This window comes from Sulfitobacter sp. PM12 (genome assembly GCF_045586035.1).
Taxonomy (GTDB): Bacteria; Pseudomonadota; Alphaproteobacteria; order Rhodobacterales; family Rhodobacteraceae; genus Sulfitobacter; species Sulfitobacter pontiacus.
Genome location: NZ_CP151529.1, coordinates 2,089,008 through 2,101,329, shown reverse-complemented (window position 1 = coordinate 2,101,329; position 12,322 = coordinate 2,089,008). Strand labels below are relative to the sequence as shown.

Below are 12,322 nucleotides of genomic sequence, written 5' to 3'. Positions count from 1 at the left end.
CGGCGGGACCGTTACTTTTTGCGGATCACATAGGCCTGCGGCGTTTCGTCCATCGCGGCGCTTTCAAGGCTGTGACCGGCCTCGGCACAGAAATGCGGGATGTCGATGATCGCGGCGGGATCATCCGCATGCACGGTCAGAAGATCGCCAGAGGCCAATGATTGCAGGCGTTTACGGGCTTTGAGCACGGGCAGGGGGCACAAAAGCCCCGTCGCGTCGAGAAAGTTTTTATCTGTCATGGTCCTCAGATAAGCCACATGTTTCAACGCGTCCACAACCTTGTGACGGGGATCACGCGCAACAGCAGGTGACGCGCCGGACAAAGCAGATTATGGCTGATGTCATGTTTGGATTTGACCTGATCGACGCGGGACTACTGCCCGCCATACTCATCGCGCTGACCGCCGGGATCATCAGCTTCCTGAGCCCCTGTGTGCTGCCCATCGTCCCCCCGTACCTCGCCTATATGAGCGGGGTAACCCTGAACGACATGTCATCGGTCGCCGCCGCGCGCCGCAAGGCTGTCATCGCGGCGCTGTTCTTTGTGATGGGGCTGAGTACGGTGTTCCTGATTCTGGGGTTCACGGCCTCGGTCTTCGGGGCGTTCTTCCTGCAAAATCAGGTGCTCTTCGCGCGGCTGTCGGGCATTGTGGTGATCATCTTTGGTCTGCATTTTCTGGGCGTCTTCCGCATTCCCTTTCTGGATCAAGAGGCGCGTCTGGATGCGGGCGACAAGGGCGGCACGTCCTTTGGGGCCTATATCCTTGGGCTGGCCTTCGCCTTTGGCTGGACACCCTGCATCGGGCCGCAGCTTGGTGCGATCCTGTCGCTCGCGGCGTCCGAAGCCTCGGTCACGCGCGGCACGCTTTTGCTGGGGGTCTATGCGGCGGGCTTGGGTATTCCCTTTTTGTTGGCGGCGATGTTCATTACCCGCGCCACCCACGTCATGAACCGGATCAAGCCCTATATGAAGCTGATCGAACGCGGCATGGGGATCTTGCTGGTGGTCGTCGGTCTGGCGCTGCTGACGGGGGCGTTTACGACCTTCTCTTTCTGGTTGCTGGAAACATTTCCTGCATTGGGATCCTTGGGTTAGGCGCCTTACTCTTGCCGGAAAACCTGTTTAAGCTGCGGCGAAATACAGGGTGAACGATGGCCGAGAACATAGAGCAGACAGTCAAGACGCGACGGGTTTTCTATATCCCGGGCTACGACCCCATTCATCCGCGCCGCTACCGCGAGCTTTACCGCAAGGAAGGCAGCGCACAGGCGCGGATCTCGGACTATCAGATCGCGCTGTCGCCCAAGAAGGGCGGCGGGAACTACGGCTGGAACGTCGCCGCGCATATCGATGGCGTTGATGTAGAGGCTCAGGTCGACGTGCTCGTCTGGTCCGACATTGTGCGCATCTCCATGAGCAATTCGATCCTCGCGACCTATGGGCAGTTGGTGCAGACGGCTTGGGTCTATATCGCGTCGGGTGCGCTTTGGCGGTTGATGAAGCTGCGCAAGGGGCCGGTGATTGCGGCGCTTTATCCGGTGGGGATGTTGTTGCTGCAACTGTTGATCGCTGCCCTCGCGGGCAAGCTGCTGTACGCGGGGCTGACCTTCTTTGGCGGGGCTGCGTGGTTCAAGGGGATCGTCGCCGCCGCTGGCGTGGGGCTGGGCTGGCAGGTGCTGCGCTGGTTCAAGAAACACGACGGCAAGCTTTTCGCCTATTACCTGATGCATGATTACGCCTTCGGGGCCGCGACGCGCGGGGCGAACCCGCCCGCGCTTGAAACGCGCATGACCGAATTCGGGGATGCCATCGCACAGGCGCTGAGGTCTGATGTGGACGAGGTGCTGGTCGTGGGCCATTCCTCCGGCGCGCATCTGGGGGTGTCGATCCTTGCCGATCTGATCCGTGCGGGCCGTGTTCCTGCTGACGGGCCTGCGCTGGCCTTTATGACTTTGGGGCAGGTGGTGCCGATGGTGTCTTTCCTGCGCGATGCCCACCGTCTGCGCGCCGATTTGCGCTTTCTGTCCCAATGCGAGGGTCTGACGTGGGTCGATGTGACCGCCCCCGGCGACGGCTGTGCCTTTGCGCTTTGCGATCCGGTAGCGGTGTCGGGCGTTGCCCCCGAGGATAAACGCTGGCCGCTGGTGTTTTCCGCGGCCTTCACCCAATCGCTGACCCCCGCCCGCTGGAAAGAGCTGCGCTGGCGGTTTTTCCGGCTGCATTTCCAATACCTTTGCGCCTTTGATGCGCCCAAGGATTATGACTATTTCCAGATTACCGCCGGCCCGCATAGTTTGGCCGAACGCTATGCCGGACGGCCTGCATCCCGGTCGCGCATTGTCAAACCGGTGAATAAATTCACCTCTACCGCGCCATGACGCTGCCCCCCAAACCCGAGAGCCGCCCCGCGAAAGTGTCGCTTTGGCGCTATGCGCGGCTCTTTCGCCAAGACATCCTGTCGGCGCAGCCCGCACGCCTGTATCGGGCCTGGATGGCAGAGTTCAAGACGCCGTTCTTCCGCAGTTATCTGATCAACCAGCCTGATCTGATCCAGACCGTGCTCAAGACGCGCCCCGACGAGTATCCCAAGTCCGACCGGATCGGCGAAGGATTGCGCCCGCTGCTTGGCAATTCGGTATTCCTGACCAACGGGGCGATATGGAAACGGCAGCGGCGCGTCATTGACCCCGCGTTTGAAGGGGGCCGCTTGCGCGAAACCTTTCCCGCCATCTGGGACGCGGCAGAGGCAGCAGCGGCACGGCTTGCCCCTTATGATGGCGCGCCGCTAGAGGTGGAGGCGCAGACCAGCCACGCGGCGGCGGATGTGATCTTTCGCACGTTGTTTTCGATTCCCATCGAACACCACATGGCGCGCGAGGTCTTTGACGAATTCAAAACCTATCAGCGCAGCCAGCCGATCCTGAACATCGCGGCCTTTGTACCCTTGCCCCGCTGGCTGCCACGGTTGTTCCGCCGCGACACCAAACGCAGCGCAGCCAAGATCCGGCGACTTATCACCGCGCTGACGGCCGAGCGGATGGAGGCGATCAAGGCGGGCACCGCCCCCGACGATCTGGCGACCAAGATCATGACCACGCCCGACCCCGAAGACGGCTCTACCTTTACCACCGAAGAAATGGTCGATCAGGTCGCGATCTTCTTTCTTGCGGGCCACGAGACGAGCGCCTCGGCGCTGGCATGGGCGATGTATCTGGTGGCGACCCATCCCGACTGGCAGGACCGTCTGGCCGAAGAGGCACAGGCGATCGACCAGTGCGATTTTGCGGTCATGGGCAAGCTTAGGCAAAGCCGCGATGTCTTCCGCGAGGCACTGCGGCTTTATCCCCCCGTGCCGATGATGGTGCGCGAAGCGAGCTGCCCCGCGACGTTCCGCGACCGAACCGTGGCGCGTGGGGCACAGGTGGTGATCAGCCCGTGGCATCTGCATCGTCACGAACGCCTATGGGACAACCCCGACGGGTTTGATCCGGCGCGTTGGCACAGCGAGAACGGCAAGAAATGCCAGCGCGAGGCCTATCTGCCGTTCAGTGCCGGTGCGCGGGTCTGCCCGGGGGCAGGCTTTGCCATGGTCGAAGGCCCGTTGATCCTGTCGCGTATCCTGCGCGATTACCGCATAGAGGTTGTCGGCGAAAAGCCACCTGTTCCCGTGGCACATCTGACAGTTCGTTCAAAAGACGGCATTTTGCTGCGCTTTGTCCGGCGCTAACGATATATCATCGCGGGAATAGATGCGTTAAACGAACATTCGACGGAATCAATAAGGGCCAGGATCATCATGACCACGACAGACGCACAGCGCACACAAATGGAAACAGGGCAGGGGTTTGTGGCCGCATTGGACCAGTCGGGCGGATCGACCCCCAAGGCGCTGAGCCTTTATGGCGTTGAACCTTCCGATTACTCGGGCGATGCCGAGATGTTTCAAGCCATGCACGACATGCGCGCGCGGATCATTCTGGCCGATGATTTCACCTCTGACAAAGTACTGGGCGCGATCCTGTTCGAACGCACGATGGACAACACGATTAACGGCAAACCGGTGGCCCAACTGCTTTGGGAGGATCGCGGCGTCGTGCCTTTCCTGAAGATCGACAAAGGTCTGGAAGACGAAGCAAACGGCGTGCAGCTGCTCAAACCCATGCCCGAGCTGGACGATCTGCTGAAACGCGCGAAAGCCGCCGGAATCTTTGGCACCAAGGAACGGTCGGTCATCCAATCCGCCAATGCCGAAGGGATCGCGTCGGTCGTGGCGCAGCAATTCGCCGTTGCCAAAACCGTCTGCGCTGCCGGTCTGGTCCCGATCATCGAGCCAGAGGTAAACATCCATTCCGAGAGCAAGGCGGAAGCCGAAGACATCCTGAAATCCGAGCTCGAGAAGCACTTGGCCACGCTGTCGGCGGAGGAACTGGTGATGCTCAAGGTGACGCTGCCAGAAGTTGCGGGGCTTTATGACAGCCTTGCGGATCACCCCAATGTGCTGCGGGTCGTGGCGCTGTCGGGTGGGTATTCCACCGAAGACGCCTGCGCGCGTTTGACGCAAAACCCCAAGATGATCGCCAGCTTCTCGCGTGCGCTGACCGAAGGGCTGAACGTCAAGATGTCGGATGCCGAGTTCAACACGGCACTGGGGCAGAACATCAGCAAGATCTACGACGCCTCTGTCGCCTAAATTGGATTTTTCCTAAATTCCGCGGGGGTTTTCTTGGGAAGAAAACCCCTAAACAATAATGCGGATCGGTTCCTGATTGCAAAAGATCACGAGCTGGCCCGCATTCTCCACAGCGTGATAACCGCGGCGTAGAAGTTCTTGCTCGAACGCGTGGCGGCCCACATATCTTTCGACATCCCTGACATTCCGCCGCACGACACACCCGCTGCGGGCGGCCTTCGAACTGAATAGGGCGAGCATCCAGCCCTCGGGCGACAATGGAGAATACTGTTGTTTGACCATGGGGGAAACTTACCCCCGCGAAGGTAAACGTTCCTTTAATGCTCGCAGCACATACACGCGGATCGCAGAGGCCAGCCCCGCTTCAACGCCGCGCTCTGCATCGATCTGCGCCACCAGCGCATTGATCGGCATGTCCATCTCTTGCGCAAGGTCGCGCAATTCCTGCCAGAATTCATCCTCCAGCGAGATCGACGTACGGTGACCCCGAAGGGTCACCGAATGTTTCACCGGTCGGGCGCTCATGTGTCGCGCTTATGGGCTTCCAGATTGCGCGAGATTTGCGCCAGACGGGCTTTCAAAACCTCTTTCTGGTCCTTGCTCTGGCCGAACTGTACCGCGTTTTCATCGGCACGGGCCTTGCGCGAGGCGCGGTTGCGCTCTTTCTTGACCTTGTTGAGGTTGATGGGGGCGCTCATTCTTTGGGTCCGATCATTTGCTCCGGCCGCACCACGCGGTCGAATGTTTCGGCATCGACAAAGCCCAAGGCGATTGCTTCTTCCTTGAGCGTCGTGCCGTTCTTGTGGGCCGTCTTCGCGACTTTGGTCGCGTTGTCATAGCCAATCGTGGGGGCCAGCGCTGTGACCAGCATCAGGCTTTCTTTCATCAGCTTGTCTATACGTTCGACATTGGCCTGTGTGCCGACAACCATATTGTCCGTGAAGGCCGAGGCGCTGTCGCCCAAAAGCTGCATGGATTGCAAGACGTTATAGCTCATCATCGGGTTGTAGACGTTAAGCTCGAAATGCCCTTGCGAGCCGGCAAAGCCGACGGCGGCGTCATTGCCCATGACATGCGCACAGACCATTGTCAGCGCTTCGGCCTGCGTCGGGTTCACCTTACCCGGCATGATGGACGACCCGGGCTCGTTCTCGGGCAGGATCAACTCGCCCAGACCCGAACGCGGGCCGGACCCGAGCAAGCGCATGTCATTGGCGATCTTGAACAGCGATCCCGCAACAGTTTTCAGCGCGCCCGAGAACATGACCATCGCGTCATGGGCGGCCAGCGATTCAAACTTGTTCGGCGCGGTGACAAAGGGCAGGCCGGTGATTTCGGCCATATGCGCGGCCACGGCTTCGGCCCAGCCTTTCTTGGTGTTCAGACCGGTGCCAACGGCAGTACCGCCTTGGGCCAGTTCATAGATGTCGGGCAGGCAGGCGTTGACCCGTTCGATCCCCTTTTTCACCTGGTGCGCATAGCCCGAGAATTCCTGACCCAAGGTCAGCGGTGTCGCATCCTGGGTATGGGTCCGGCCGATCTTGATGATGTCCTTGAACTCTTCGGACTTCGCGACCAGGGCGTCGTGCAGCTTTTGCAGACCGGGCAGCAGCACATCGCGGGCCTGCATGCCGATGGCTACATGCATCGCGGTAGGGAAGGTATCGTTGGACGACTGTCCCATGTTGCAGTGGTCGTTGGGGTGGACCGGATCTTTCGACCCCATCTCGCCGCCCAGCATCTCGATCGCGCGGTTCGAGATCACCTCGTTCGCGTTCATATTCGACTGGGTGCCGGAACCGGTCTGCCAGACGACCAGCGGGAAGTTGTCGTCGAACTTACCCTCGATCACCTCGGTCGCGGCGGCGGTGATTGCATCGGCCAGCTTCTGGTCCAGATTGCCCTGGTTCAGGTTTTCCATCGCACAGGCTTTTTTCACAACGCCAAGGGCGCGGATGATCGGCACGGGCTGTTTTTCCCACCCGATGGGGAAGTTGATGATCGACCGCTGGGTCTGCGCGCCCCAGTATTTATCGGACGGCACTTCCAATGGGCCAAAGCTGTCGGTTTCTGTACGGGTATCGGCCATGAAAAGGCTCCTGATCTTGGGCTTATGTCTGATCAGGGTTTACCCCGCGGGCCGCAGCGGTGCAATGAGCCGATGGCGCTAACCTTGGCGACAAGGCAGCGCTGACCGGTCGATTACTTGCGGAAGCTGTCCAGCGATACGATTTCGGCGGCTTTCGGGGCCTCTTCCTCGACCTCAAGCTCGCTTTCGTCCTGCTGGGGCAGGTCTTCGTCCTCGTCCTGCTGGCCGGGTTCTTGCTGTTCGAACTTCAGGCCGAATTCCACCGACGGGTCCACAAAGGTGCGGATCGCGTCATAGGGGATATACATGGGTTCGGGCGCATCGCCAAAGTTCAACGTGACCGAGAATCCTTCCTCGGTGACCTCAAGCTTGTCGTACCAATGCTGCATGACGACGGTCATCTCGCCGGGGTAGCGGTCTGACAGCCAATCGGCCAGTTCCGCATCCGGATGAGAAGTGTCGAACGTGATAAAGAAGTGATGGTTGCCGGGCAGTCCATTGGCTGCAACGTCAAGTAATACCTGACGAATTAACCCGCGCATGGCATCGTGCATCAGATTGCCATACTCAATGCTTCGGCTCATTACTTCTCTCCGGCCTTGGTTGATGGCGATAGCATACGGCATTTCGCACCAGTGAAAAGGGGGCGCAAAAATTTATAGCAACAGGCGCCAGCAAAGGGCCAATGCAGCGCTTATCGTCATCGTCAGGACAAAGCCGAACCGCAGCCTCAGCATCAACACTCCCGCCACACCGGTCAGCACAGCGGCCACGGGATCAAAGCTGCTCCAATCAGGAAGAGGCACGGCCAGATGCGCCATAGGCAGCACGCGTTCAAACATCACATGCAGCGCGAACCAAACCGATAGATTGGCAATCACGCCGACGACGGCGGCGGTAATCGCGCGCAAGGCCCCTGCCAGCCGCGGCTGCGCCGAGATCGCCTCCAGATACGGGCCGGCAAGGAATATCCATAGAAAACAGGGTGTAAACGTCACCCAGAGCGCCAGCGCCCCGGCCGAGACCGCGCCCCATGGCCCCGATTGGGCAAAACCGGCCAGCAGGGCAACAAACTCCGTCACCAGAATGAGAGGGCCCGGCGTCGTCTCGGCCAGCCCCAAGGCGTCGATCATCTGTTCGGTGGTGATCCACCCGTGATCCTGCACCACGGTCTGCGCCATATAGGCCAGCACCGCATAGGCACCGCCAAAGGTCACCACCGCGAGCTTCGAGAAGAAGAGCCCGATCTTGAGCAGGAATTCATTCCCCACACCCCAGACAAACATCAGCGGCGACGCCCATAGCGCGACCCAAAGCCCGATGACGCCGAAGGGGCGGGCAGGGCGGTGATGTAGCCCCTCACTCTCGACCACGCTGCCGTGCCCGGTGGCACCAAAAGCGCCCCAAAGGCCCGCACCCAGAATGATCAGCGGGAAGGGCAGGCCAAAGACGAACAGAGCTACAAAAGCCAGCGCAGCCAGCACCCAACCCGCGCGCCCGTGCAACGCCTTCCGTCCCAGATTGCGCAAGGCTTGAAAGACCACGACAATGACCGCCGCCTTGATCCCCATGAACGCGGCTTGAACCAAGGGAAGTTGGCCGAAATAGGCATAGCCAAAGGCCAGCGCCAGAATGACCGCAGCCCCGGGGAGTACAAACAAAAGCCCCGCCAACAGCCCGCCAAGGGTGCCGCGCAGCCGCCATCCGGCATAGGTCGCCAGCTGCATCGCCTCTGGCCCGGGCAATAACATGCACAAGGACAGCGCGCGCAAAAACCCGTCTTCCGAAAGCCAGCGATGACGCTCGACCAACTCTTTGTGCATCAAGGCGATCTGTGCCGCAGGCCCCCCAAAGGACAGCACCCCGATCCGCCCGAACACACGCGCCAGCAGGCCCCATTCCGGTACACTCATATCTCGCATATGCCTCTCAACATGCCCCGCGCCAGAGGTCGCAGTACCGGCCCCCGAGGTCAAGCGCCGGTGGGGCACCGATTGGCACTGCCCGCACATACGCGCGGTGGTATTCAAACGATGCGGATTGTCAGGTTAGGGGGTGGGTTGCTATCACGCCAAACTATCGAAATCGTTGAACTCTTTGAACGGCACGTCCAGCATCCAAGGGAACCTTGATTTAAAGTCCTCGTCGTCGCGCCAATTCTCGACCTCTGTCCATCTTTCACCGACGCTGACACGCGAGTCGTTCACGTCGCTCAACGTGCGGATATACATGAGTTTCCGAGTGTCGCTGGTGTAGCCGAACCGTTTTGGTGCATCCATATGGCCGATGCCGAATATGTTTTTATGGTCTTTCCTGCCAACCATCGTCAGACCCAAATTAATGAATTTGAAGCGATGTGCCCATAACTGAACCTCGTCGTCACGCAGGCCCAATGCGTACCCCTTTGGGAATGTGTAAAAATGGGGCGTGCCCTCTGCTTCGAGCGGCTCGGCTTGCGCTAGATGCGCTCTGAGCGTTGCGATGAAATCCGAGGACAGCCCGTCATCATCATCAAGGACGACTTGCGCCACAGGATCGCTCCCTGCAAATTTTCCGATTGCGTGGCGCTGAAACTTCCTCGCCGGGCCCTGCGGCGCGAATTGTATCGTGAACTTGCCAGCCCCTAAACGGTCTTCACACATATCGGTCAGCTCTGATTTTGCCCAATCGGGCATCTGATCGCTGGAGAGGATGAAATGGTGAAAGTTATCGTCCGTTTGCGACGCGAGGCTTGCCAATGCGATATTGTTGAACAGCCACAGCCGCCGCAATAGCCTGTTTTTATCGAACAGCATCGCCGCATCTTTGGAAAAGTCGCTTTGCCATCCTGACGCCCCTAAAAACGAGAACCGAGTTGAGACAAGTATTTCAGTCGATTGGGACATTGAACGGATTCTCTGCTTTGTGGGCGGTTAATGTATCTTATTAAAAATTATGGACTTTTTGACTGCAAGTCAAACAAACCCGAAGTGCGCGTTGAAAGTCAGGGTTCGAGGGGCTTGGGTGTTCTGCCGTTCATTCTGAAGCGGACGAAGTGCTTATGCAAGCTGCCGTTCGATTGCAGCACAGGCGATGACCCGCCTGACCATGAGCAGGCGAAAACTGCATATCATGCGCTTGAAAGTGCAGAATTACGGGGGGAGAGGTAAGTGCAGGTTTCTGTTGCCAGGTACCTGCGAACCCCGCCTTAGGTCGCTAAACGTAAGGACTTAAGTTTCAATAGTTCCGGTCGCTTACGCGGCCATCGCCATTGGAGCACGATTGTCATTTGCAATTGTACATTTTACGCCGATAACGGTGGCAGTCAGCCGAGATAAAGCAACATCTTTAGACGTTCGTCGATCCTATTTCGACCCCATGATCCGCAAATGACGGATGTTTGGTGGAGTCGCCGGGTACCGCCCCCGGGTCCGAACCGCTTATTACATGCGCGTTTATACCCATAGTCCCGAAGGACACCCTAGATATAAGGGGCGTGATTTGCTTTGCAAGGGGAAAGCTTTGAAAACGAAAGGTGACCCGCGGGCTATCGGGCCGCGTCAATCTGTTTGCTGCGGCGGGCAAAGACGGTGCGGGCGAGGGCCTGGGTCTCTTCCTCAAGCAGGGTCAGCCCTTGGGCGGCGGCGCCGGCGTCGCGGGCGGCGATCGCGGTGGCAATGTCACGATGGCGCGCGACGATGGCGTCGCGGGACCATGCGGTGAAGGTGATCATGTTCATCAGCGGCTGCATCGCTTCGACCGCACCGGCGAGTTGATAGGACAGCACCGGATTGCACGCCCCATCGACCAGCGCGCGGTGAAACGCGACATCAGCCGCGCAAAAGCCCGCGTCCGACAGATCGGGGGCAGATTGCGCGGCAAGCGCGTTTTGCATCGCGTCCAGGTGATGATCCTGCCTGCGTGCCGCCGACAGGGGGGCGCAGGCGCGCTCTAGCGCGAAGCGGGCCTCGCAGGCGGTCTCGAAGCTGACGTCATTCATCGACAAAAGCAGGGTAGAGGTGGTGATCTGCTGCGCTTGGGCGGCTTCAAAGCTGATGCGATTGACGAAAGCGCCGCCCGTTGCCCCCCGTTGCGTGCGGATCAGTGATTGTGCCGCCAATCGCTTGAGCGCCTCGCGCACCGTCGCGCGCGAGACGTTGAACTGCACCGACAGCTCCGCCTCGGAGGGGAGGCGTTCGTCCACGATCAGCACACCCTTGATGATGGCATCACGTATGTTCGCGGCAATATGGCTGGACAGATCAGAGGCGGTTTCTGGCGTGGAATTCATATGTCTTACATTTATGGTTTGGAAAAACTTTAATTGTCTGACATTAATTTTGCAAGATGTGAGTCGGCGGGCACCCCCACTGGCCCGCAGCTTGAACCCATGGAACCGAGGGGCCAGCCCCTCGGGCTCCCCGGAGTTTACTGGCAAAATGAAGCGGGCCCTGAACAGCGGTCCGAGACAGGAGAAATGATGTTTGATGCGTTGATGGTGAATAAGGATGAGGAATCCGGCAAGACCCATGCCGAGGTTACCCAGATTGACCTTGACCGTTTGCCCGAGGGTGATGTGACCGTTGCTGTCGAATATTCGACCGTGAACTACAAGGACGGGCTGTGCATCGGACCGGGCGGCGGCTTGGTGCGCAAGTATCCCCATATTCCGGGTATCGATTTCGCAGGCACCGTGGAGGCATCGGACGATGATCGCTACAAACCCGGCGATAAGGTCGTGCTGACCGGCTGGCGTGTGGGCGAGGCCCATTGGGGCGGTTATGCGCAAAAGGCGCGTGTGAAGGCAGACTGGCTGGTGCCGCTGCCCGAGGGGCTGGATACCCGCCAAGCCATGGCCGTGGGGACGGCGGGCTTTACCGCGATGCTGTCTGTCATGGCGCTGGAGGATCACGGGCTGGTGCCGGGCAACGGGCCTGTACTGGTGACGGGTGCCGCCGGTGGCGTGGGATCGGTCGCGGTCGCCATCCTTGCTGCATTGGGTCACGAGGTCGCCGGTGTGACGGGCCGCCCGGATACGGCGGATTATCTGAAATCGCTCGGTGCCACGCAGATCGTCGCGCGGGAAGAGTTGAACGAAACCGTTAAACGTCCGCTGGAATCCGAAACCTGGGCCGGTTGCATTGATGCCGTGGGCGGCGAGATGCTGGCGCGGGTCTTGGGGCAGATGAAATACGGCGGTTCGGTCGCAGCTGTTGGGCTTGCGGGCGGGGCAGGGTTGCCGGCCACGGTGATCCCCTTCCTGCTGCGCGGTGTGAACCTGCTGGGGATCGATTCCGTCATGCAACCCTATGACAACCGTCTGCGCGCATGGCAGCGGATCGGGAAAGACCTGCCGCTGTCCAAGCTTGAGGATATGGTCGTGCCTGCGACGCTGAGCGATCTGCCCAAGCTGGGGGCAGACATCCTCAACGGTCAGGTGCGGGGCCGTGTTGTGGTTGATGTGAACGGCTAAACCACCGGCACGACGGTTACGATTTGTCTGGCGGCGGCCCCTTGGGGTCGCCGTTTGGCGTATTTAGGGACTGGTACGGCCTTGACCTTG

General features: G+C 59.7%; 14 protein-coding genes and 1 other RNA gene. 5 read left to right on the top strand and 10 right to left on the bottom strand.

Annotated features, from left to right (window positions below):
• Positions 1–11: 11 nt before the first annotated feature.
• A complete protein-coding gene (locus AADW22_RS10380; RefSeq protein ID WP_037945031.1) occupies positions 12–239 on the bottom strand; it encodes a sulfurtransferase TusA family protein in 228 nt (75 codons plus the stop codon).
• A gap of 104 nt (positions 240–343) precedes the next feature.
• Between AADW22_RS10380 and AADW22_RS10375 the strand changes: the two genes are divergently transcribed.
• The 4 genes from AADW22_RS10375 (at position 344) to AADW22_RS10360 (ending at position 4,691) form a co-directional block, all read left to right on the top strand.
• A complete protein-coding gene (locus AADW22_RS10375) occupies positions 344–1,096 on the top strand; it encodes a cytochrome c biogenesis CcdA family protein (protein ID WP_037945030.1) in 753 nt (250 codons plus the stop codon).
• A gap of 56 nt (positions 1,097–1,152) precedes the next feature.
• Positions 1,153–2,379, top strand: coding sequence for a hypothetical protein (locus tag AADW22_RS10370; protein ID WP_407473665.1), 1,227 nt, complete (start codon positions 1,153–1,155; stop codon positions 2,377–2,379).
• Positions 2,376–3,728 carry a cytochrome P450 gene (locus tag AADW22_RS10365; protein ID WP_407473664.1) on the top strand — a complete coding sequence of 451 codons (1,353 nt, stop codon included), beginning with the start codon at positions 2,376–2,378 and terminating at the stop codon, positions 3,726–3,728. Before AADW22_RS10370 ends, AADW22_RS10365 begins: the two co-directional genes overlap by 4 nt.
• Positions 3,729–3,797: 69 nt before the next feature.
• A complete protein-coding gene (locus AADW22_RS10360) occupies positions 3,798–4,691 on the top strand; it encodes a fructose bisphosphate aldolase (protein ID WP_074634870.1) in 894 nt (297 codons plus the stop codon).
• 48 nt (positions 4,692–4,739) lie between these two features.
• On the opposite strand, the gene AADW22_RS10355 is transcribed toward AADW22_RS10360, so the two are convergent.
• From AADW22_RS10355 to AADW22_RS10315, 9 genes are all read right to left on the bottom strand, one after another.
• Complete coding sequence (locus AADW22_RS10355; RefSeq protein WP_009824689.1) at positions 4,740–4,973, bottom strand: hypothetical protein; 234 nt, start codon at positions 4,971–4,973, stop codon at positions 4,740–4,742.
• A gap of 9 nt (positions 4,974–4,982) precedes the next feature.
• Positions 4,983–5,216 (bottom strand): ribbon-helix-helix domain-containing protein, encoded by a 234-nt coding sequence (locus tag AADW22_RS10350; RefSeq protein WP_064216470.1) that lies wholly within the window; start codon positions 5,214–5,216, stop codon positions 4,983–4,985.
• Entirely contained in the window at positions 5,213–5,389 is a 177-nt protein-coding gene (locus AADW22_RS10345; RefSeq protein ID WP_005853675.1) for a DUF4169 family protein, read from the bottom strand. Before AADW22_RS10345 ends, AADW22_RS10350 begins: the two co-directional genes overlap by 4 nt.
• A complete protein-coding gene (gene fumC / locus AADW22_RS10340; protein WP_005853673.1) occupies positions 5,386–6,780 on the bottom strand; it encodes a class II fumarate hydratase in 1,395 nt (464 codons plus the stop codon). The genes AADW22_RS10345 and fumC overlap by 4 nt, the downstream gene beginning before the upstream one ends.
• 113 nt (positions 6,781–6,893) lie before the next feature.
• Complete coding sequence (locus AADW22_RS10335; RefSeq protein ID WP_005853671.1) at positions 6,894–7,364, bottom strand: SspB family protein; 471 nt, start codon at positions 7,362–7,364, stop codon at positions 6,894–6,896.
• A 72-nt stretch (positions 7,365–7,436) separates the two neighbouring features.
• A complete protein-coding gene (chrA, locus tag AADW22_RS10330) occupies positions 7,437–8,693 on the bottom strand; it encodes a chromate efflux transporter (protein ID WP_407473663.1) in 1,257 nt (418 codons plus the stop codon).
• Positions 8,694–8,846: 153 nt separating this feature from the next.
• On the bottom strand, positions 8,847–9,665 hold the full coding sequence (locus AADW22_RS10325) for a glycosyltransferase (RefSeq protein WP_037964436.1): 819 nt from the start codon (positions 9,663–9,665) through the stop codon (positions 8,847–8,849).
• Between the two features lie 263 nt (positions 9,666–9,928).
• Positions 9,929–10,275: a transfer-messenger RNA gene (ssrA, locus tag AADW22_RS10320) on the bottom strand.
• Positions 10,276–10,306: 31 nt separating this feature from the next.
• Complete coding sequence (locus AADW22_RS10315) at positions 10,307–11,050, bottom strand: FadR/GntR family transcriptional regulator (RefSeq protein ID WP_407473662.1); 744 nt, start codon at positions 11,048–11,050, stop codon at positions 10,307–10,309.
• 189 nt (positions 11,051–11,239) lie between these two features.
• Between AADW22_RS10315 and acuI the strand changes: the two genes are divergently transcribed.
• The gene (gene acuI, locus AADW22_RS10310) at positions 11,240–12,232 is read left to right on the top strand and encodes an acryloyl-CoA reductase (protein ID WP_039912037.1); all 993 of its coding nucleotides are present in this window, start codon (positions 11,240–11,242) and stop codon (positions 12,230–12,232) included.
• The last annotated feature ends 90 nt before the right edge of the window (positions 12,233–12,322 follow it).

Excerpts from the sequence above, each read along its gene's own strand:
- AADW22_RS10380 (WP_037945031.1), bottom strand. The coding sequence starts at position 239 with ATGACAGATAAAAACTTTCTCGACGCGACGGGGCTTTTGTGCCCCCTG.
- AADW22_RS10375 (WP_037945030.1), top strand. The coding sequence starts at position 344 with ATGTTTGGATTTGACCTGATCGACGCGGGACTACTGCCCGCCATACTC.
- AADW22_RS10370 (WP_407473665.1), top strand. The coding sequence starts at position 1,153 with ATGGCCGAGAACATAGAGCAGACAGTCAAGACGCGACGGGTTTTCTAT.
- AADW22_RS10365 (WP_407473664.1), top strand. The coding sequence starts at position 2,376 with ATGACGCTGCCCCCCAAACCCGAGAGCCGCCCCGCGAAAGTGTCGCTT.
- AADW22_RS10360 (WP_074634870.1), top strand. The coding sequence starts at position 3,798 with ATGACCACGACAGACGCACAGCGCACACAAATGGAAACAGGGCAGGGG.
- AADW22_RS10355 (WP_009824689.1), bottom strand. The coding sequence starts at position 4,973 with ATGGTCAAACAACAGTATTCTCCATTGTCGCCCGAGGGCTGGATGCTC.
- AADW22_RS10350 (WP_064216470.1), bottom strand. The coding sequence starts at position 5,216 with ATGAGCGCCCGACCGGTGAAACATTCGGTGACCCTTCGGGGTCACCGT.
- AADW22_RS10345 (WP_005853675.1), bottom strand. The coding sequence starts at position 5,389 with ATGAGCGCCCCCATCAACCTCAACAAGGTCAAGAAAGAGCGCAACCGC.
- fumC (WP_005853673.1), bottom strand. The coding sequence starts at position 6,780 with ATGGCCGATACCCGTACAGAAACCGACAGCTTTGGCCCATTGGAAGTG.
- AADW22_RS10335 (WP_005853671.1), bottom strand. The coding sequence starts at position 7,364 with ATGAGCCGAAGCATTGAGTATGGCAATCTGATGCACGATGCCATGCGC.
- chrA (WP_407473663.1), bottom strand. The coding sequence starts at position 8,693 with ATGAGTGTACCGGAATGGGGCCTGCTGGCGCGTGTGTTCGGGCGGATC.
- AADW22_RS10325 (WP_037964436.1), bottom strand. The coding sequence starts at position 9,665 with ATGTCCCAATCGACTGAAATACTTGTCTCAACTCGGTTCTCGTTTTTA.
- AADW22_RS10315 (WP_407473662.1), bottom strand. The coding sequence starts at position 11,050 with ATGAATTCCACGCCAGAAACCGCCTCTGATCTGTCCAGCCATATTGCC.
- acuI (WP_039912037.1), top strand. The coding sequence starts at position 11,240 with ATGTTTGATGCGTTGATGGTGAATAAGGATGAGGAATCCGGCAAGACC.